The following is an 18,615-nucleotide window of genomic DNA, read 5'->3' as shown; positions in this document are numbered from 1 at the left end:
ATCAGCTTGATCTGCGAGGAGTTGCGCAGGGATTCCAGCAGGTCCAGGTTCTCTTCGCCGGGGATGCCGAAGATGTATTCCACACCCTCGTTTTCCAGGCAGCGAACGACCAGGTCGGAGGCCTTCATCATGAGTCTTGTATTCCTTGTAAGGGTGAGTGGCGAGCGCCTGAAGCGCCTCTTCATGAGGCGCAGCGGCAACTGTACTCAGGAATGACGAAACATTTCAAAACAAGGCGCGACCCAGCTGTTCAACTGTGACGAATGGTCACAGCGGAAACGATTCAGGCGAGGCAGCGGCGCAGCGTGGCGGTCGGCCGCAGCAACTGCACACCCGCGAGCAACAGGCCGCAGGCGGCTGCGATCAAGGCCGGTTGCAAGCCGCCAGCGAAGTGGCTGCTGGCCGCGCCGAGCAACGGACCGAGCAACTGGCCGGTAGCGAAGCTGGCGGTGAGCACCCCGGCATTACGCTGCGGGGTGGTCGGCGCCAACTCGCGGCCGAGCTGCATCACCAACTGCATGCAGGCGAGGAAGGGACCACCGCAGAGCAGCACGCCGAGGAACAGGGCCAGGCTGCCCGGCAGCAGGCAGAGCAGCACACCCGTGGCCTGCAGCCAGAGGGTAGCGATCAGCCAGCGGCGGGTGTCGGTGCCCGGGCGTCTCAGGCTGACCAGCACCACCCCCAGGGCCGCCGCCAGGCCGTAGCCCGGCCAGAAAAGGTCGGCCTGCCATTGACCATGGAAGCGGCTGGCGGCCATCTGCGATAGGAAGGTCGCCGGCAGGATGTAGCCGACGCCCACCAGGCCATAGGCCAGGATCAGCCGATTGAAGGCCGGCGAGGATTTGTTGGATACGGCGGCGGTGGGCAGCGGGGTGGCTGGGCCGCGCCGCGGCAGCAGGGGTAGCAGCGCCAGGGTGGCGACGCTGGCGAGCAGGCCATAGCTCAGCCAGAGCTGGCTGGAGCCGCCGCCCAGGCGATTGCTGACCAGGGCCATGAGGCCACTGATGAGGATGCCCACGCCGGGTCCGGTGAAGACCAGGGCGCCGAGGCGCGGCCGTCCCGCTTCGGCCGCCAGCGGCTGGCTCAGGCCGGTCACCATGACCAGCACCCAGGCGCTGGCGAGGCCGGTACCAAAGCGCAGCAGGGCCTGGGCCGCCAGGCCGTCGGCCAGCAGCGAGGCGAGGGTGAGGCCGGCGCATAGCCAGAGACCGCCGACCAGGCGCGCATGGGTACGGCGGGCGAAGAGGGCGTCCAGGGCACCGAGCAGATAGCCCAGGTAGTTGGCCGCGGCCAACAGGCTGGCGCCGGTGAGGTCGATCTGACCTTCGGCGATCAAATGGGGCAGTGCAGGGGTAAGGGCGAAGCGGCCGATCCCCATGGCGGTGGCCAGGGCCAACAGACAGGCCAGCAGGCGGGTGGTGGCGGTCATCGAGAAGACTCCGGACGAGAGTGGATGGTGACAGCCTAGGCCTTGAAGTTGATCAATAAAAACGAATAATAAAGAAATAGATATTCAGCAAAAAAGAAAGGTGACGGTCATGGAGTTCGCCGAACTAAGAATTTTCCAGGCAGTGGCCGAAGAGGGCTCCCTGGTGCGGGCCGCCGAGCGGCTCAATCGGGTGCCGTCCAATCTGTCCACGCGCCTGCGCCAGCTGGAAGACAAGCTAGGCGTGGAGCTGTTCCTGCGCGAGCGTCAACGGCTACACCTGACCGCCGCTGGCCACCGCCTGCTGGACTACGCCCACCGGTTGTTCGCCCTGGCCGACGAGGCGCGTAGCGCGGTACAGGATGGCGAGCCGGCGGGCACCTTCGTGCTCGGCTCCATGTTCAGCACCGCGGCCATCCATCTGCCGGGACTCCTGGCGCGCTATCACCAGCGTCATCCCAAGGTGAATCTGCAGGTGCACAGCGGACCCAGCGGCGAGCTGGTAGAGGGCCTGCTGGCCGGTCGCCTTGACGCCGCCCTGGTGGACGGTCCGGCGCCCGATGCGGCGCTGGAAGGCCAGCCCTGGTTCGAGGAGCGGTTGGTGCTGATCACCGGGCTGGAACACGGTCCGGTCCGTTCGCCGGCCGACGTGGCTGGGCGGCCGGTATTCGGCTTTCGCGCCGGCTGTTCCTATCGCCGCTACCTGGATACCTGGTATGCCGCCGCCGGGGTCCCCAGCGGCCCGGTCATGGAGATCGAGTCCTACCACAGCATGCTGGCCTGCGTGATCACCGGCGGCGTGGCACTGATGCCGGAGTCCATGCTCGACAGCCTGCCCGGGCGCGAGCGGGTGCAACGTCATGCCATCGAGGCGCGCTTTACCCGCGCCACCACCTGGCTGATGTGGCGCAAGGGCCGGGAGGGCGCCAATCTGCGTAGCTGGTTGGAGCTGCACGAAAGCTTGCCGGGCGCCCGCGAGGCTGTTGCTTTGGTGTGATGATTGCCCGATCCTAGGCGGCGGACTCCTACCGTCTACCGAGGACGATCATGATAAGAATAGCCATCGTCGGTTTGGGCAAGATCGCCCGTGACCAGCACCTGCCGGCGCTCGCCGGCAACCCCGAATACGAGCTGGTCGCCGTGGCCAGCCGTAACGCCCAGCTCGACGGCGTCGCCCACTATCCCAGCCTGAGCGCCCTGCTCGAAGACGGCCCGGCCATCGATGCCGTGTCCCTCTGCGCGCCCGCGGCGGTGCGCTACGAACAGGCACGCGAAGCCCTGGCCGCGGGCAAGCACGTGATGCTGGAAAAGCCCCCGGGCGCGACCCTGAGCGAGGTGGAGGCCCTGGCGCGCCAGGCCGAGGCAGCGGGTCTTTCCTTGTTCGCCACCTGGCATTCGCGTTATGCCCAGGGCGTGCAGCCGGCGCGGGAATGGCTGGAGGGCAAGCGCATCCAGGCGGTGCGTATAGAGTGGAAGGAAGACGTGCGTGTCTGGCACCCCGGCCAGGCCTGGATCTGGCAGCCGGGCGGCATGGGCGTCTTCGATCCGGGCATCAATGCCCTGTCCATCGTCACCGCCATCCTGCCGCGACCCTTCTTCCTCAAGGAGGCGACGCTGCAGGTGCCGGGCAATTGCCAGACGCCGGTGGCGGCGCAACTGGCCTTCGTCGACAGCGCCGGGGTACCCATCGCCGCCGATTTCGACTTCCTGCAGACCGGCCCCCAGACCTGGGACATCCATGTCGACACCGAGGCCGGGCGCCTGACCCTGAGCAAGGGCGGCAGCGAGCTGTACCTGGATGGCAAGCTGACCCACCAGGGACCGGACCGGGAATACGCCGGTCTCTATGCCCGCTTCGCCGAGCTGGTGGCGCAGAACCGTTCCGACGTGGACGTGGCGCCGCTGCGGCACGTGGCCGATGCCTTCCTCTATGGCCGGCGCGAGGCGGTGGCGGAGTTTCACGAGTAGGGCGGCCCTCACCCCGGCCTTCTCCCGGAGGGAGAGGGGGCGCTCGGGGAGCGCTAGGGTAGGTTGGGTTGAGCGCAGCGAAGCCCAACGCTGCCCGGATCTGTTGGGCTTCGAGGATAAGGCTGTCTAACCTCAACCTATGCTTTAGCGGTGTGCGCTCAGACTGAACGCTGCGTCTCTAAAGATTCGTCCAGCACAGCCGCATGGCCATAATGAAAAAGGCACAGGCGAAACCAATACTCAGGCCTTTCGCCAGGCGTGGACTGGCGAGGAGGCGCCCTCTCATTTGCGCCGCGCCCAGTCCATACAGGGTGAAAACCAGCCACGTCATAGCTATAAATATTCCTGCCAAAAGCAGCATCTGCAGGCGTGGAGCCGCTGCCTGGCGATTCAGGAACTGCGGTAGATAAGCCCAAAAGAACAGGCTTAGCTTCGGATTGATCAGGTTGAGCAGTATGGCTTGGCGGATGAGCTGTCGCTCACCAACAGGACAGCTGGCGTCGGTGATGAAAGCATTCGCCTGTCTTATCTGCCGGTAACCCAGATAGAGCAGATAAGCCACGCCCAGATAGCGCAAGCCTTCGAGCAATAGCGGTCGAGCCTGTAGCAGGGCGGTCAGGCCACCCAGGGTCAATAAGAGGTGGGGCAGGATTCCAAGGGTACAGCCTGTGGCGGCCAGCAGCGCGGCGCGGCGTCCATAGCTGATGCCCGCTGCCATCGTCAGCAGGGCACCGGTCCCGGGCGAAGCCACCACGATTAGGGTGGTCAGTAGAAAGTCGGGCGTCATCGCAGCGGCCTCGTCCTGGCGTGCGCTGAATGTCTGGAAAGCGGTGCGGCAGCGCGGCTGATCCGAAAGGTAAGCAGGTAGGCATTTGGTAGGCGCAAGGTCTGACACCGGAGCAGTGAAATAGACCTCTAGCCTCACCAGCGTCGATACTCAGCGTCTTGAACGTAATTGCAGGTCGCCCAATACCTTTGCATAGGCACCAGGCGGGTAGCCGTAGGTACGCTTGAACAGGCGAGTGAGATGACTTTGATCGGCGAAGCCCGAAGCCATCGCGCTCTCGACCAATGACATGCCACCCATGATTAGCCGGCGTGCCTGCTGAAGCCGTCGCTGGATCAGATAGGCGTGGGGTGTCAGTCCTGTGGCTCGTGTAAAGGCACGGAGCAGTTGATAGCGGCTCAGTTCGGCGGCGTCAGCCAATTGTGCGAGGGTGGGTGCCTTCAGCGGAGCGTCATCGAGCTGCTCTCTTACCCGTGCAATACCGGCTGGAATGGCACGGCATTCCTCTGGGCGAGTCTGGAGCAAGCCGCTCAGCAACAGGATGAGGTTTTGTTCCCATGCCAAGTGGCTGAGCTCGCTGACTGGAGTCAGCGCAGCGTCGAAGGCATTAATGAAACCCTGTGACAGGCGTCTATTTGCAAGACGTGGTTGGCTGAATTCCACCTGGCGAGCGTGCCCGAGAATATCCTGTCCCACAGCAGCGACCAGGCCGGGATGCAGATAGAGCATACGCCAAGCGCGGCCTTGTTCATCCAGGGGCGCACCGTCGTGGACCTCGCCCGGATTCACTGTGATGACATCACCCGGACCGGCCTCGACCAGACCTCGACCGCTCATGGATTTCTGCGCGCCCCGATGGATGAGACCGATGCCGAAGTCTTCGTGAGTATGACGAGCGAAGGTGCAAGCAGTATCAGCCAACATCGCTTCGATACCCTTCGGCCCGCAGGACAGGGGCTGAACGAAGGATGAGGTACTGCGCGCCATGGTCGATCCTGGCTGATGGGTACGGGACACTCAGCATGCGTGCTCTAGCGACGATTGTCGCTACGTTGAGCCTTTGAAACCTCCCTCACCCCAGCCCTCTCCCGACGAAGCGGGGGGCTCAGGCCCCGGCGTAGTGTGGAAAACGGCGCAGCCTTTTCCACGTGGGCTAGCTCGATGCTCAACGCCGCTCCAGCAACACTCCGCTTTCCATATGGTGCGTCCAGGGGAACTGGTCGAACAGGGCGCAGCGGGTGATGCGGTGGGTGTCCTGGAGTTGGGCGATGTTCTCTGCCAGGGTTTCCGGGTTGCAGGAGATGTAGAGGATGCGCTCGAAGCGGCGGGTCAGCTCGCAGGTGTCCGGGTCCATGCCGGCGCGCGGCGGGTCGACGAAGACGGTGCCGAAGTCGTAGCTCTTTAAGTCCACGCCCGCCAGGCGGCGGAAGGGCCGTACCTCGTTGAGCGCCTGGGTCAGTTCCTCGGCGGAGAGGCGCACCAGGGTGACGTTATCCACGCCATTGCTGGCCAGGTTGTGCAGGGCAGCGTTGACCGAGGTCTTGCTCACCTCGGTGGCCAGCACCTTACGCACCCGACTGGCCAGCGGCAGGGTGAAGTTGCCGTTGCCGCAATAGAGCTCCAGCAGGTCATCCTCACGCTCGCCCAGGGCGGTGTGCGCCCAGGTCAGCATCTTCTGGTTGACCGTGCCGTTGGGCTGGGTGAAGCCGCCCTCGGGTTGCAGATAGCGATACGTCTTCCCAGCCACCTCCAGCTCTTCGAGCACATGGTCGCGCCCGATCACCAGGCGCTGGCCGCGGGAGCGGCCGATCAGGCTGACGCCGAGGTCGGCGGCCAGGCGCTCGGCGGCGGCTTGCCAGGCGGCGTCCAGCGGGCGGTGATAGGCCAGGGTGATGAGGGCATCGCCCGCCAGGGTGGTGAGGAATTCCACCTGGAACAGCTTGAACGACAGGGCCACATCGGCCTGCCAGCCGGCCTTGAGACGCGGCATCAGTTCGTTGATGCGCTGGCTGGCGATGGGGAAGTCTTCGATGAGGATGGGCGTGTGCTTGTCGCCTGGGGCGAACATGGCGTAGTGGCGTTCTTCGTTTTCCCGCCACAGGCGAAATTCGGCGCGCAGCCGGTAGTGCTGTAGCGGCGAGGCGAAGACCTCCGGCTCGGACGCCTGGAAGGGCGCCAGCAGCTCGCGCAGGCGGCTGGCCTTGGCGTCGAGTTGGGTCTGGTAGTCGGCAGGAACGAAGGAGGGTTGGGACATGGATAGATCCGGAAGGGCGGTAGGAGCCTGTTCAATGTCTCGCGAGCTAGAGACAAATCCGGCCAGGGCGGCCGCACGAACATGGCTAGGGAAGAGGAGCGGGCTCGGGCGCCAGTTTACACGGGGTAACTGAGCCTGCCGACCGGGCCGCCCAGGCTGGGCTGGTGAGCCACCACCTGTTCAACCTGCGAGCCGGTACTAGGAGTGGGGAAACCCACGGGGCCGGAGCCCCGAGGAGAGGGATCAGGCGTTGAACCAGCCCAGCTTGATGACGAACAGGATCGACAGCACGATCAGCGCCGAATTCAGCTCGCGGGTGCGGCCGGAGAGCAGCTTGAGGACGGTCCAGGTGATGAAACCGAAGGCGATGCCGTTGGCGATGGAATAGGTCAGCGGCATGGCCAGGGCGGTGACCAGTACCGGCGCGGCGGTGGTCAGGTCGTCCCAGTCGATCTCGGCCAGGCCCGACGCCATCAGCACGGCGATGAAGAACAGCGCCGGAGCGGTGGCGAAGGCCGGCACGCTGCCCGCCAGCGGGGCGAAGAACAGCGCCAGCAGGAACAGCACGGCGACCACCACGGCGGTCAGGCCGGTACGGCCACCGGCGGAGACGCCCGCGGCGGACTCGATGTAGCTGGTGGTGGTGGAGGTGCCCAGCAGCGAGCCGAACATGGCGGCGGAGCTGTCGGCGATCAGGGCGCGGCCCATCTTCGGCAGGTGGCCGTCCTTGCCCATCAGGCCGGCGCGCTTGGCCACGCCGATCAGGGTGCCGGAGTTGTCGAACAGGTCGACGAACAGGAAGGCGAAGATCACGCTGATCAGGCCGACGTCCAGGGCGCCCTTGATGTCCAGTTGCAGGAAGGTCGGGGCCAGCGACGGCGGCATCGACACCACGCCGCCGAAGGCGCTGACGCCCAGGACGATGGCGATGACGGTGACCGCCAGGATGCCGATCAGCACCGCGCCGGTGACCTTGCGCGCCTCCAGCACGACGATCAGGAAGAAGCCGAGGATGGCCAGCAACGGACCGGGCTTGGACAGGTCGCCGAGGCCGACCAGGGTGGCCGGGTTACCCACCACGATGCCGGCGGTCTGCAGGGCGATCAGCGCCAGGAACAGGCCGATGCCGGCAGCGATACCCGAGCGCAGCGGCAGCGGGATGCTGTTGATGATCCATTCGCGGATGCGAAAGATCGACAGCAGGAAGAACATCAGCGCCGAGAGGAACACCGCACCCAGGGCGACCTGCCAGGTATGACCCAGGTGCAGCACCACGGTATAGGTGAAGAAGGCGTTGAGACCCATGCCCGGGGCAAGGGCGATGGGATAGTTGGCGATCAGCCCCATGAGCGCCGAGCCGATGGCCGCGGCCAGACAGGTGGCGACGAAGACCGCGCCCTTGTCCATGCCGGTCGCGCCGAGAATGCTCGGGTTGACGAACAGGATGTAGGCCATGGCCAGGAAGGTGGTGACCCCGGCCAGCAGCTCGGTGCGGACTGAGGTGTTGTGAGCCTTGAGTTGGAAGAGTCTTTCCAGCATGGGATGCCTCGTACGCGCCGGTCTGATCGGAAAAAACGGCGCGCATCATAACAGGTCGTTTAACACGGGTAAGACCTAGGGCCTACCCCCAAATCGGCATCCGCTAGAGCACTGTCCGGTTGGTCAGCTTTTGGCGCCGTGACCGCTGACCGAAGCGCCTGCGTTGCGGGCCAGGCGGAAGGCATCCAGGGTGCTCAGGATGCCGAGCACGGCCACTATGCAAAAGGCTAGCCGAAAGTCCGACAACTGCGGATCGAGGTGGCCGTGCCACTCCATCGACGCCCTCAGCAGTAGGGCCGCGATGGCCACGCCCAGGCCCATGGCCAACTGGAAATTGGTACTGAACAGGGTGGAGGCATGGCTCAGCTGCGCTTTGGGGACGTCGGCGAAGGCCAGGGCATTGCTGGCGGTGAACTGCAGCGAGCGAAACAGGCCGCTGGCGAACAGTAGGATCGCCACCAGCGGCAACGGCCAGGCAGGGGTGAGCAGGCCGCAGGCCAGCAGGCTCAGGGCACTGAGCAGGCCGTTGACGGTGAGGATGCGGCGCAGACCGAAGTGGCGCATGGCGGCGGTGGTGAAGGGCTTGGCCGCCAGGTTGCCGGCGAACAGCGCCAGCAGCAGCAGGCCGGCCTGGAAGGCATCCAGGCCGAAGGCGAGCTGGAACATCAAGGGCAGTAGGAAGGGCGCGGTGGCGATGGTGACCCGGAACAGGCCGCCGCCGAGGATGGCGGCGCGATAGGTCGGGATGCGCAGTGTGCCAAAATCGATCAGCGGACGTTCGATGCGGGCCATGTGGCGCACCGCTTTGGTGCCTAGAATCAGGCCGATGGCCATCCAGGCCAGGTTGCCGCCCAGGCTGCCGTGATTCTGGCCGAGCCGTTCCACGCCCCACATGAAGGCGACGCAGGCCGCGCCCAGCAACAAAAAGCCCCGCCAGTCCAGCGGATGGCGCTGGGTCGGCAGATCGGCGGGTACCAGGCGCCAGGCCAGTAACAGGGCGACCAGCCCCAGCGGCAGGTTGAGATAGAAGATCCAGCGCCAGTCGGCATAGGTGGTGATCAGGCCACCCAGGGGTGGGCCCAGCACCGGGGCCACCAGACCCGGCCAGGTGATGAGGGCGATGGCCCGCACCAATTCGTGTTTCTCCGTCACCTGCAGGACCACCAGGCGTCCCACCGGCACCATCAGGGCGCCGCCGATGCCCTGGAGGACGCGGGCCGCGATGAACTGCTCCAGGGACAGTGCCAGGCCGCAGAGCAGCGAGGCCAGGGTGAAGAGGCCAATAGCCAGGGTAAATACCGGGCGGGGACCGAAGCGCTCGGCGATCCAGCCGCTCACCGGAATGCCCACGGCGATGGCCAGCAGGTAGGCGCTGATGCCGAGGTTGAGGTCCACCGCATCGCGGCCGAAGGTCGCCGCCATCTGCGGCAGGGCCGTGGCGATCACGGTGGCATCGAGGTTTTCCATGAAGAAGGTGAAACTCACCAGGCAGGCGAGAATCTTCCAGCGTTCCATGAGTCTTGTTCTCTGGCCTGGGCGGTGGATTACTCTGCCTGAGGCGCGAGGGACTGCGCCAGTCCGACGGGTAGGGTACAAAAGTCAGTGGATTTCCCATCGCCTACTCGGCGAGCTGCTACAGTCGGGAAAAGAGCGGGTTGGATTGTTGTCATCCTTACGAGGAAGTCGTTGCATGAAGGACGTGATAGACCGCCACATCATGGTGATGGCGGAGGCCCGGCGCCTGCTCGAACGTGGTTGCCAGGCCAAGCGACAGCACCAGCGCTATTTCCTCAATTTCTTGACCCTGCGCCAAGAGACCTCACGCCTGACTCAGCAAGCCTATCGGCTGAGTTGTTCACTGGATGCCTTCTCCTCCCATCGCTCGCGTCAGTTGCCCCTGGTGCTCACCCTAGTGAAGTCCGGGGAGGACTGCCGGGCGCCCTGAAGCGGGACGACTGTAGGTATCGATGGAGCTTTTCCGCTGCCCCTGGGGTCAAAACCTCGAACGCAGAGGAGATACACCCCATGATCAAACAATCGCTGCTCTCCCTGGTGCTGGGTACCGTCGTGCTGGGCGGCGCCCTGCAAGCTCAGGCCGCTCCCGAAGCCATGACGCCGGTCAAGCCCGACGCCAACAAGGAGGCCTCGGAGCCCACCAGCTCGCAGTACCAGAACAAGGTCAACAAGAAGGATGCCAAGCAGAGCGACGACGCCGTCACCCATGATCCCGATCACCCTACTTTCGAGTTGGAAGAGGGCGGCCGGGCACCGCGTAAGTACATTCGCGACGACTATGTGATCAAGGACTGGAAAAAGCACGGGCTGGAACAACCGGGCAAAGACAGTCAATGGGTCAAGATCGGCGCGGACTATGTGCTGATCAAGCGCAGCAATGGCGTCATCGACAAGATCGTCAATGCCAAGCCCTAAGTCTCATCGCCAGGGGCGCGAGCCCGTGCCCCCTGGCATTCATCCTACTAAAACGTCATGCTGAAACGCCCATCAGGAGTTCCAGCATGACCACCGACATTCGCGTAGTCGCCATCCTGCAGGCCAAGCCCGGCCAGGCCGAAGCGGTCGAGCGGGCGTTGCGCGCCATCGTCGCGCCCTCGCGCGCCGAGGCGGCTTGCCACTTCTATACACCCCATCAGGATCCGAGCCATCCGGGGCGCTATGTCTTCATCGAGCGCTGGGCCAGCCGCGAGGCCCTGGCCGAGCATGAGCAGACCGCGCACTTCAAGCAGTTGCTGAGCGACTTGGACGGCCTGCTCGCCGAGCCGCCGCAAATCATGATCCTGGAAGAATTGCCGCTGGCTTAAGGCAAACGACATCGGCCTGTCATTCGGCTGAGCCACCCTGAGCCTCTTTCGTGGAGGCCTGGATGAACACCTCAAGACGTCAAGCGCTCGGTCTGTTCGGTTTGGGCCTGAGTGCTGCCTGGTTCGCCGGTTGCAGCGCTCGCAATCCACAGCCGGACCCCTTCACCCTCGGCGTCGCCAGCGGCGATCCGAGCGTCGAGGGCTTTGTCATCTGGACGCGGCTGGCGCCTGATCCCCTGGCCGTGGACGGCCTGGGCGGCCTGCATAGCCCGGTCGAGGCCCAGTGGGAAGTGGCCCTGGACCCCGGTCTTCGTCAGGTGGTGCAGCGAGGGACGGCCAGGGCGCAGCCGCAGACGGCCTTCAGCGTGGCGGTGACCCTCGCCGGCTTGGCGCCAGGGCGGCCCTACTGGTATCGCTTTACCGCCCTGGGCCACCAGAGCCGGATCGGTCGGGCCACTACCCTGCCGCCACCGGCAAGTACGCCGCAACGCCTGAAGCTGGTGGCCGCGTCCTGCTCGCATTACGAGAAGGGTTTCTTCAGCGCCTACCGGCACATGACCGACGAGCAGCCGGACCTGGCGCTGTTCCTCGGTGACTACATTTATGAATACAACGTACCGCCGCTGCTGCCGGCGGTGCGTCGGCACGGTCTGCCCGAGGCCAGGGACCTGGCTGGCTACCGGCGCCGCTATGCCCTGTACCGCACCGATCCCGATCTGCAGTACCTGCACGCCAACGTCACCAGTCTGCTGACCTGGGACGACCATGAGGTGCAGAACGACTATTCCGGCCCCTGGTCGGCCGATCCCGCCGTCAGTCTGGCGGCCTTCGCCGCGCGGCGCCAGGCGGCCTACCAGGCCTTTCGCGAGCACGCGCCGCTACGGGCCTGGCGGACCCAGGGCGCGGCGACGCGGCTCTATGATCGCTGGCGCTTCGGCGCGCTGGCCGAGATCCACTTGCTTGATGGCCGCCAGTACCGCAGTGAGCCGGCATGCTCGACGCCGCGGACCCGCGGTGGCCATCTGGTGGCCCCGGACTGCCCCGGCCTGCGGGATGCTGCGCGCAGCATGCTCGGCCAGGCGCAGGAAGGCTGGCTGATGGACGGTTTTCGCCACAACACTACGCAGTGGAACCTGATCGCCCAGGATCTGCTACTGGCGCCCCTGCGGCAACGTCTGCCCAATGGCGATCCGGCGCGCTGGACCGATGGCTGGGACGGCTATCCGGCTACCCGCGAACGCCTGCTCACCGCCATGGCCGACAGCCGCCTGGCCAATCCGGTGACCCTGGGTGGAGACATCCATTCGTTCTGGGTGACCGACCTGCACCGCAATCCGGAAGATGAGCGGACTCCGGTGGTGGCGAGCGAATTCGTCGGCACCTCCATCACCTCGAACGGACCGGATTACGCGCGCTTCCAGGCGCTGTTGCCGGAGAATCCGCAGGTGCGCTTCTTCGACAGCCGCGAGCGTGGCTACCTGGCGCTGGAGTTGACGCGAGACAGGTTGCAGGTGGATCTGCGCACCATCAGTGATCGCACCCGCCCGGATGCCGAACGCGGCACTCGGGCGAGTTTCGTGGTGGAGGCGGGACGGCCCGAAGCCATCCCACTTTAGGCGGGATCAGACGAACAGCGACAGCAGCATGATGAAGGCTAGGGCCACTACCGAGAGGATGGTTTCCATCATCGACCAGGTCTTGAAGGTCTCGGCCACGGTCATGTTGAAGTATTGCTTCACCAGCCAGAAGCCGGCGTCGTTGACGTGGGAGAGGATCACCGAACCGGCACCGGCGGCCAGCACCAGCAGTTCCTTGTTCACCCCGGGCACCAGGGCCACCACGGGGGCGACGATGCCGGCGCCGGTGATGGTCGCGACGGTGGCGGAACCGGTGGCCACGCGGATCACCGCCGCCACCAGCCAGGTCAGCAGGATCGGCGAGATCTGGGTCTGCACCGCCAGGTTGCCGATCACTTCACCGACGCCGCTGGCCACCAGCATCTGCTTGAAGCCACCGCCAGCACCGACGATCAGCACGATGGCCGCCACCGGTGCCAGGCTCTGGTCGAGCAGCTTGACGATCTTCTCGCGGGAGAAGCCGCAGGCGGTGCCGAAGCTGTAGAAGCTCAGCAGCAGGGCGGCGAGCAGGGCGGTGATGGGATGGCCGATAAAGTCCATCCAGATGCGGAAGTGGTTGTCGGCGGCGAAGAAGATGTCGGCGAAGGCCTTGAGCAGCATCAGGATCACCGGCAGCAGCACGGTGAAGACGGTGATGCCGAAGCCCGGCAGCTCGCGGTTATCGGTTTCCTGGGCGATCTGGGCGACCAGCTCGGGATTGGCCGAGCCGGGGATGCGTTGGGAAATCCAGGCGGCGAAGAGGGGGCCGGCGATCATGGCGGTGGGCAGGCCGACGATCAGGCCGTAGAAGATGGTCTTGCCGATGTCGGCGCCGAACACCCCGACCGCCAGCAGCGGACCCGGATGCGGCGGCACCAGGCCGTGCACGGCGGACAGGCCCGCCAGCAGCGGGATGCCCAGCTTGACCAGCGACAGCCCGGTGCGGCGGGCGACGATGAACACCAGGGGCGCCAGCAGTACGAAGCCGATCTCGAAGAACAGCGGGATGCCCACCAGGAAGGCGGCGAACATCATCGCCCAGTGCACGCGCTTGATGCCGAAGGCGCGGATCAGCGTCTGGGCGATCTGGTCGGCACCGCCGGAATCGGCCATCAGCTTGCCGAGCATGGTGCCGAGGCCGAGCAGGATGCCGACGAAACCGAGCACGCCACCGAAGCCATCCTGGAAGGATTTCATGACCTTTTCCACCGGCATGCCGGAGGTCAGGCCGAGAAAGCCCGAGGCGATGGTCAGGGCGATGAAGGGATGGACCTTGAACTTGGTGATCAAGAGCACCAGGCCGATGATGGTGACCGCGGCGTCGAGCAGAAGGAAGCTGTTGTGGTCCATGCCGAACATGGCGCCTCTCCTATTTGTTGTTGTGTTGTGGGCGTTCTAGACGTGTTGCTTGGGTAGCGCTGTCTCGTCAGGCCGGCTGCGCCAGCTGGGTCGAGGTGTTCCACCAGGCCGTGACCTGGGTACCGATGGCGGGCAATGGATCGCGGGCGTCCACTACCAGCGTAGCCGGTTCACCGTGGGGTGCTTCGAGGGCGGCGAACTGGCTGTCGATCAGGCTGGCGGGCATGAAGTGCCCGGGGCGATTGGCCACGCGTTGGGCGGCGGTCTCGCGGGTCAGTTCGAGGAAGACGAAGCCAAGACCGGGCACGGCCTGGCGCAACTGGTCGCGATAGCGGCGCTTGAGCGCGGAGCAGGTGAGCACCGGGCGTTCGCCGGCGGCCACGGCGGCGGCCAGTTCTTCACCCAGGCGGGTCAACCAGCCGGCGCGGTCGGCGTCGTCGAGGGGGATACCGGCGCTCATCTTGGCGATGTTGGCAGCGGGGTGGAAGGCATCGCCTTCGATCAGGCGGCCACCGTCCTGCAGGGCGATGGCGGCGCCGACGCTGCTCTTGCCGCAGCCTGCGACGCCCATGACCACCAGTGCGGGAATGGGAGTGTTCATCGTCACCTCCGGTCTGGAGACAGCGCTACCCCGAAACGGTAAAAGGGGAGCGGCTTCCAGTTCTTGTCGATCTTGTTAGGGCCGAATGCCGATGGGCTGCAGAAGTGCACATCAGGCTTGTAGTGTCTGCTGAGACAGCGCTACCTTAGGCGCGTTCTCCGTCTCTGACAAGCCTGAAACCATAACAATGAAGCGAACGGGTTCTCGTAGTTCCGGTCGGCCCACCCTCACCGAGGTGGCGCTGCAAGCCGGTGTTTCCCCCATCACGGCCTCGCGCGTCCTGCGCGGCGTGGCCACCGTGGCCCCTGAGCTGGCCACCCGCGTGCAAGAGGCCGCCGCCCAGCTCGGCTACGTCACCAATCCCGCTGCCCGCGCCCTGGCGTCCGCCCAGGGCCATTCGGTGGTGGTGCTGGTGCCGTCACTCTCCAACCACCTGTTCATCGAGCCGCTGGAAGCCATCCACGCGGTGCTGCGGCCGCGTGGGCTGGAGGTGCTGATCGGCAACTACCACTACGATCCCGAGGAAGAGGAGAAGCTGATCCGCAACTACCTGGCCTACCAACCCAGGGGGCTGTTGCTGACCGGGTTCGACCGTACCGACACGGCGCGTCAGTTGCTGGCGTCCAGCCGGGTGCCACGGGTGCACATGATGGAACTCGACCCGGACGCCGGGGTGCCGAGTGTGGGCTTCTCCCAGCACGCGGCCGGTGCCGCGGCCGCCCGGCATCTGCTGGCGGCGGGGCGCAAGCGCGTGGGCTATGTCGCCGCCCAGCTCGATCCCCGGGCGCTGGCCCGGGGTGAAGGCTTTCGCCAGGTGCTGCGCGATGCGGGCTGCTATGACCCGAGTCTGGACGTGCTGGACCCCCAGCCGTCGTCCGTGGGCTTGGGCGCCCAGCAGTTCCGCGAGCTGCTGGCGCGGCGGCCGGATGTCGACGGCCTGTTCTTCTGCAACGACGACCTGGCCCAGGGCGCGCTGTTCGAGGCGCAGCGGCTGGGCATCGCCATTCCCGAGCGGATCTCGGTGATCGGCTTCAACGATCTGCCCGGTTCGGCCCACACGGTGCCGCGGCTGTCGTCCATCCAGACGCCACGGGCGGCGGTCGGCCGCCAGGCGGCGACGCTGCTGCTGGGGCTGCTCGATGGCCGCAGCCAGCCGACCTGCGTGGATCTGGGCTTCGAGCTGGTGAGCCGGGAGAGCGTCTAGGGCCGGGCCGCGATCGTGGCGGGGGTGAGGCGGGGGAAGATCAGGGTGAAACGGGTGCGGCCTTCTGCCGAGGTGCAGTGGATGCTGCCGCCGTGGGACTCCATCAGCGAGCGGGCGATGGCCAGCCCCAGGCCGGCATTGACCTGGCCTTCCCGGCGGGTCGGATCGGCGCGGTAGAAGCGATCGAAGAGGTGGTCGAGGTGTTCGGGCGCGATGCTCCGCCCCGGATTTTCCACCACCAGCTCCACCTGCTGCCCGCGTTCCGCGAGGGTGACGAAAATCCGTCCGCCGCCCGGGGTGTGGCGCAGGGCGTTGGAGAGCAGGTTGGCGACCACCTGCTGGAGCATGACGCTGTCGCCGAGCACCCGGCCGTCGCCGCTCAGGTGCAGCTCGACGCCCTGGTCCTCGGCGAGCAACTCGTAGTAGTCGAAGAGTTTCTGCACCACGGTGCGCAGCTCCAGAGGCTGACGGTCGAGGGCGATCAGACCATGATCCGCCTTGGCCAGCAGCAGCAGGCGGTCGATGAGGGTCGACAGCCGATTCAATTCCTCCAGGTTGGATTGCAGATTCTCTTCGTAGACCTCGGGCGTCCGCGGCTGCGCCAGCACCACCTCGGTATGGGTGCGCAGGTTGCTGATCGGGGTGCGCAACTCATGGGCGATGTCGGCCGAGAAGTTGGAAAGGCGGGCGAAGGAGTCGTCCAGGCGTCCGAGCATGGCATTGAAGGCCATGATGAGTTCGCGCAACTCGTCGGGCACGGGTTCGAGGGGGATCTGGCGCTTGAGCGAGCCTGCCGACATGGAGGCCGCCGTCTGGGTCACGGTCCGCACCGGCTTGAGTCCGTTGCGGGCGACCAGCCAACCCAGCGCGGCGCTCAGCAGGGTACTGGCGGCCAGCACGATCCAGAACCAGCGCTGCAGCACGGTGAAGAAATGGGCGTGGGTGGTGACGTCCAGCCGCAGCCAGAGGGTGAGGGGCGGCGTGCCAGCCGCCAGGAACAGCGGCGCGCTGATCGCCTTGTAGCGGTGATGCCCTTGCATCCACTCCCAGGTGCCGTCGCCCAGCCGCTCCCGCTCGAGAGGGGGCAGCGTGGCGCCGGCCGGCTCGCTGAAATAGGGGGTGCCATCCGCGGCGAGCACCAGCACGCTCAGGTCCGGATGGGCGCCCAGCAGGGTGTGCCAGCGCTCGCGTAATTCGTCCGGGTCCGCGGCGGACTCGCTGGCGATCTGGTTGACGGCGGCCAGTTTTTCCTTGAGTAACTGGATGTCCAGGGCGTGGAAGTGATGACGGCTCAGGGCATCGAAGGCCAGTCCGACGACGACGAGTACGACGGCGACCGCGGCCACGAACAGCAGGCTCAGGCGCAGGGTGAGGGAACGGGGTTTCATGACGCCTCGGGGGCCTCCAGTCGATAGCCCAGGCCGCGGCAGGTGTGCAGCAGCTTGACCGGGAAGTCGTCGTCGATCTTGGCGCGCAGGCGGCGGATGGCCACCTCGATGACGTTGGTGTCGCTCTCGAAATGCATGTCCCAGACGCTGGCGGCGATCAGGGATTTGGACAGTACCTCGCCACGGCGGCGCATGAAGAATTCCAGCAGCTCCAGTTCCCGGGTCGTCAGGTTGATGCGCTGCTCGCCACGGGATACCCGCCGGCTGAGCAGATCGAGGTGCAGGTCACCCACGCTGAGCGAGGTGTTGAGCTGGGCGCCCTTGGCCCGCCGCAGCAGGGTGCGGATGCGCGCCAGCAATTCGCTGAAGGCGAAGGGCTTCACCAGGTAGTCGTCGCCGCCCAGTTCGAGGCCCTTGACCCGGTCTTCGATGCCGTCGCGGGCGGTCAGGAACAGCACGGGAAAGGTCCGGCCCGCCGCGCGCAGGCGCCGGATGACCTCCCAGCCGTCTAGGCCGGGCAGCATCACGTCCAGCACCAGCAGCTCGTAGGGGTGTTCCAGCGCGAGCTCGAGCGCCTCGCTGCCGGTGGTGACGCGATCCACGCTGAATCCCGCTTCGCGCAGGCCTTGTTGGAGATAGATGCCGGTCTTCGGCTCGTCTTCGGCGATCAGCAGTGACACGAAAAGCCTCGGGGTACGGAGGAAGGGGATGGACAGGAGAATGGCATCAGTTCGGGGCATCCGGATCGAGCGTGCCGAGCCAGGCGACCAACGCGAGTATGACCATAGCAGCCGCCAGTTCGAGGCCGATGCTCAGCCGCAACCGACGGATCGCCCCTGCCGGCGCGCGGCTATCCAGCGCCGCCTTGAGGGCGGGCGTCAGCCACCAGCGATTGAGCGCCGCCAGGCCGAGCATGGCCAGGAACAGGCCGAGCTTGCCAAGCAACAGGGTGCCATAGCGACTCTCCAGCAGCGGTGCCAGCCGTGGGCCGACGATGAATAGATACTTGGCCAGACCGGTCGCCGCCGCCAGGACCACCAGAACGGCGCCGGCCGTGCCGAAGCCGGCCAGGGCGCGCAGTAGCGGCCGCGTCGCCCCTCCGCTTGTCGGCGGTTGGAGCACCAGTAGCCAGGCGAAGGCGAGCAGGGCGCCGAACCAGCCGGCGGACACCCAGAGGTGGACGAGGGTGGCGCCGAGGTGCCAGAGGTGTCGTGGGGCGTCATCCATCACGCCATGGCCCGCCCAGGCCAGGGTGGCGAGGGCGGTGGCGCCCAATACCGCGATGCCCAGCAGGCTGGCGCTCGGCGCGCGTCGATGGGCGAGGCAGGTGAGCAAGACACCCAGCAGCGCTATCAACCGTACCAGGCTGGCCAGGCCCGCGTCGGTCTGGGTCGCCACCAGCGGCAGCTGGGGCCAGGCCTCCGCCCAGTCATTGGCCCCGCTCAGGACGAAGGCCAGCTGCAGCAGGGCGAGCGCCGAGAGCGGCAGGGCGAGCCCGGCGCAGGCGGCCAGCAGCGGGGTGAACGGCAGGACCACGCCCGACCGCCGCGCGGGGCGGTCGAGTCCATAGAGGCCGAACAGGGCCAGCCCGAACAGTGCCATGAGGACGGCGTACAACCCTCCTCTGAGGGCGATGCTCCAGGGGTCGGCCACC

19 protein-coding genes are annotated in these 18,615 nt (G+C 66.1%); 7 read left to right on the top strand and 12 right to left on the bottom strand.

What is annotated here, in order from left to right; translation table 11 throughout:
• Positions 1-131 (bottom strand): thiamine pyrophosphate-binding protein (locus tag FAZ11_RS16980; RefSeq protein WP_137283163.1); only part of this gene is annotated, 131 nt, incomplete at its 3' end.
• A 152-nt stretch (positions 132-283) separates the two neighbouring features.
• Positions 284-1,429, bottom strand: a complete 1,146-nt coding sequence (locus FAZ11_RS16975; protein ID WP_058774395.1) for a YbfB/YjiJ family MFS transporter — start codon at positions 1,427-1,429, stop codon at positions 284-286.
• A 109-nt stretch (positions 1,430-1,538) separates the two neighbouring features.
• Between FAZ11_RS16975 and ptrR the strand changes: the two genes are divergently transcribed.
• On the top strand, positions 1,539-2,423 hold the full coding sequence (gene ptrR, locus FAZ11_RS16970; protein WP_058774396.1) for a putrescine utilization regulator PtrR: 885 nt from the start codon (positions 1,539-1,541) through the stop codon (positions 2,421-2,423).
• Positions 2,424-2,473: 50 nt separating this feature from the next.
• Entirely contained in the window at positions 2,474-3,394 is a 921-nt protein-coding gene (locus FAZ11_RS16965; protein ID WP_058774397.1) for a Gfo/Idh/MocA family protein, read from the top strand.
• 178 nt (positions 3,395-3,572) lie between these two features.
• Here the strand turns inward: FAZ11_RS16965 and FAZ11_RS16960 are convergent, their stop codons facing one another.
• From FAZ11_RS16960 to FAZ11_RS16940, 5 genes are all read right to left on the bottom strand, one after another.
• Positions 3,573-4,181, bottom strand: a complete 609-nt coding sequence (locus tag FAZ11_RS16960) for a LysE family translocator (protein WP_058774398.1) — start codon at positions 4,179-4,181, stop codon at positions 3,573-3,575.
• A gap of 150 nt (positions 4,182-4,331) precedes the next feature.
• A complete protein-coding gene (locus FAZ11_RS16955; protein WP_081049731.1) occupies positions 4,332-5,168 on the bottom strand; it encodes a helix-turn-helix transcriptional regulator in 837 nt (278 codons plus the stop codon).
• A gap of 178 nt (positions 5,169-5,346) precedes the next feature.
• Positions 5,347-6,435, bottom strand: a complete 1,089-nt coding sequence (gene trmA / locus FAZ11_RS16950) for a tRNA (uridine(54)-C5)-methyltransferase TrmA (RefSeq protein WP_058774400.1) — start codon at positions 6,433-6,435, stop codon at positions 5,347-5,349.
• Positions 6,436-6,678: 243 nt separating this feature from the next.
• On the bottom strand, positions 6,679-7,974 hold the full coding sequence (locus FAZ11_RS16945; RefSeq protein ID WP_058774401.1) for an NCS2 family permease: 1,296 nt from the start codon (positions 7,972-7,974) through the stop codon (positions 6,679-6,681).
• A 123-nt stretch (positions 7,975-8,097) separates the two neighbouring features.
• Positions 8,098-9,489, bottom strand: a complete 1,392-nt coding sequence (locus FAZ11_RS16940) for an MFS transporter (RefSeq protein WP_058774402.1) — start codon at positions 9,487-9,489, stop codon at positions 8,098-8,100.
• A 175-nt stretch (positions 9,490-9,664) separates the two neighbouring features.
• Here FAZ11_RS16940 and FAZ11_RS16935 point away from each other — a divergent pair, with 175 nt between their 5' ends.
• The 4 genes from FAZ11_RS16935 (at position 9,665) to FAZ11_RS16920 (ending at position 12,409) form a co-directional block, all read left to right on the top strand.
• Positions 9,665-9,919: a hypothetical protein gene (locus FAZ11_RS16935; RefSeq protein ID WP_058760622.1), complete on the top strand. Its 255-nt coding sequence runs from the start codon at positions 9,665-9,667 to the stop codon at positions 9,917-9,919.
• Positions 9,920-9,999: 80 nt separating this feature from the next.
• Positions 10,000-10,404, top strand: a complete 405-nt coding sequence (locus FAZ11_RS16930; protein WP_058774403.1) for an RcnB family protein — start codon at positions 10,000-10,002, stop codon at positions 10,402-10,404.
• Positions 10,405-10,490: 86 nt separating this feature from the next.
• Complete coding sequence (locus FAZ11_RS16925; RefSeq protein ID WP_058760620.1) at positions 10,491-10,793, top strand: putative quinol monooxygenase; 303 nt, start codon at positions 10,491-10,493, stop codon at positions 10,791-10,793.
• 62 nt (positions 10,794-10,855) lie between these two features.
• Complete coding sequence (locus FAZ11_RS16920; protein ID WP_081320091.1) at positions 10,856-12,409, top strand: alkaline phosphatase D family protein; 1,554 nt, start codon at positions 10,856-10,858, stop codon at positions 12,407-12,409.
• A gap of 6 nt (positions 12,410-12,415) precedes the next feature.
• Here the strand turns inward: FAZ11_RS16920 and FAZ11_RS16915 are convergent, their stop codons facing one another.
• Together FAZ11_RS16915 and FAZ11_RS16910 are read right to left on the bottom strand one after the other, a co-directional pair.
• Positions 12,416-13,768 carry a GntP family permease gene (locus tag FAZ11_RS16915; RefSeq protein WP_058769012.1) on the bottom strand — a complete coding sequence of 451 codons (1,353 nt, stop codon included), beginning with the start codon at positions 13,766-13,768 and terminating at the stop codon, positions 12,416-12,418.
• Between the two features lie 67 nt (positions 13,769-13,835).
• On the bottom strand, positions 13,836-14,369 hold the full coding sequence (locus tag FAZ11_RS16910; protein WP_058769011.1) for a gluconokinase: 534 nt from the start codon (positions 14,367-14,369) through the stop codon (positions 13,836-13,838).
• Between the two features lie 187 nt (positions 14,370-14,556).
• On the opposite strand from FAZ11_RS16910, the gene gntR reads away from it, so the two are divergent.
• Positions 14,557-15,573, top strand: coding sequence for an HTH-type transcriptional regulator GntR (gntR, locus tag FAZ11_RS16905; RefSeq protein WP_058774405.1), 1,017 nt, complete (start codon positions 14,557-14,559; stop codon positions 15,571-15,573).
• On the opposite strand, the gene FAZ11_RS16900 is transcribed toward gntR, so the two are convergent.
• Genes FAZ11_RS16900 through copD form a run of 3 tightly spaced genes read right to left on the bottom strand, consistent with a single transcriptional unit; the run spans position 15,570 to position 18,614 of the window.
• Positions 15,570-16,961 (bottom strand): heavy metal sensor histidine kinase, encoded by a 1,392-nt coding sequence (locus FAZ11_RS16900; protein ID WP_058774406.1) that lies wholly within the window; start codon positions 16,959-16,961, stop codon positions 15,570-15,572. The two genes, gntR and FAZ11_RS16900, sit on opposite strands and share 4 nt — an antisense overlap.
• The gene (locus FAZ11_RS16895) at positions 16,958-17,641 is read right to left on the bottom strand and encodes a heavy metal response regulator transcription factor (RefSeq protein ID WP_058760614.1); all 684 of its coding nucleotides are present in this window, start codon (positions 17,639-17,641) and stop codon (positions 16,958-16,960) included. Before FAZ11_RS16895 ends, FAZ11_RS16900 begins: the two co-directional genes overlap by 4 nt.
• A gap of 46 nt (positions 17,642-17,687) precedes the next feature.
• Positions 17,688-18,614, bottom strand: coding sequence for a copper homeostasis membrane protein CopD (copD, locus tag FAZ11_RS16890; protein ID WP_058774407.1), 927 nt, complete (start codon positions 18,612-18,614; stop codon positions 17,688-17,690).
• Between the last annotated feature and the right edge of the window lies 1 nt (position 18,615).

The sequence above is a fragment of the Pseudomonas rhizoryzae genome (genome assembly GCF_005250615.1).
Classification (GTDB): Bacteria; Pseudomonadota; Gammaproteobacteria; order Pseudomonadales; family Pseudomonadaceae; genus Chryseomonas; species Chryseomonas rhizoryzae.
Note: the sequence above shows the minus strand (reverse complement) of the source record. Positions and strands in the feature narration are given on the sequence as shown.

Bases quoted from the DNA above. Each gene is read 5' to 3' on its own strand.
- FAZ11_RS16975 (WP_058774395.1), bottom strand. From the start codon at position 1,429: ATGACCGCCACCACCCGCCTGCTGGCCTGTCTGTTGGCCCTGGCCACC.
- ptrR (WP_058774396.1), top strand. From the start codon at position 1,539: ATGGAGTTCGCCGAACTAAGAATTTTCCAGGCAGTGGCCGAAGAGGGC.
- FAZ11_RS16965 (WP_058774397.1), top strand. From the start codon at position 2,474: ATGATAAGAATAGCCATCGTCGGTTTGGGCAAGATCGCCCGTGACCAG.
- FAZ11_RS16960 (WP_058774398.1), bottom strand. From the start codon at position 4,181: ATGACGCCCGACTTTCTACTGACCACCCTAATCGTGGTGGCTTCGCCC.
- FAZ11_RS16955 (WP_081049731.1), bottom strand. From the start codon at position 5,168: ATGGCGCGCAGTACCTCATCCTTCGTTCAGCCCCTGTCCTGCGGGCCG.
- trmA (WP_058774400.1), bottom strand. From the start codon at position 6,435: ATGTCCCAACCCTCCTTCGTTCCTGCCGACTACCAGACCCAACTCGAC.
- FAZ11_RS16945 (WP_058774401.1), bottom strand. From the start codon at position 7,974: ATGCTGGAAAGACTCTTCCAACTCAAGGCTCACAACACCTCAGTCCGC.
- FAZ11_RS16940 (WP_058774402.1), bottom strand. From the start codon at position 9,489: ATGGAACGCTGGAAGATTCTCGCCTGCCTGGTGAGTTTCACCTTCTTC.
- FAZ11_RS16935 (WP_058760622.1), top strand. From the start codon at position 9,665: ATGAAGGACGTGATAGACCGCCACATCATGGTGATGGCGGAGGCCCGG.
- FAZ11_RS16930 (WP_058774403.1), top strand. From the start codon at position 10,000: ATGATCAAACAATCGCTGCTCTCCCTGGTGCTGGGTACCGTCGTGCTG.
- FAZ11_RS16925 (WP_058760620.1), top strand. From the start codon at position 10,491: ATGACCACCGACATTCGCGTAGTCGCCATCCTGCAGGCCAAGCCCGGC.
- FAZ11_RS16920 (WP_081320091.1), top strand. From the start codon at position 10,856: ATGAACACCTCAAGACGTCAAGCGCTCGGTCTGTTCGGTTTGGGCCTG.
- FAZ11_RS16915 (WP_058769012.1), bottom strand. From the start codon at position 13,768: ATGTTCGGCATGGACCACAACAGCTTCCTTCTGCTCGACGCCGCGGTC.
- FAZ11_RS16910 (WP_058769011.1), bottom strand. From the start codon at position 14,369: ATGAACACTCCCATTCCCGCACTGGTGGTCATGGGCGTCGCAGGCTGC.
- gntR (WP_058774405.1), top strand. From the start codon at position 14,557: ATGAAGCGAACGGGTTCTCGTAGTTCCGGTCGGCCCACCCTCACCGAG.
- FAZ11_RS16900 (WP_058774406.1), bottom strand. From the start codon at position 16,961: ATGAAACCCCGTTCCCTCACCCTGCGCCTGAGCCTGCTGTTCGTGGCC.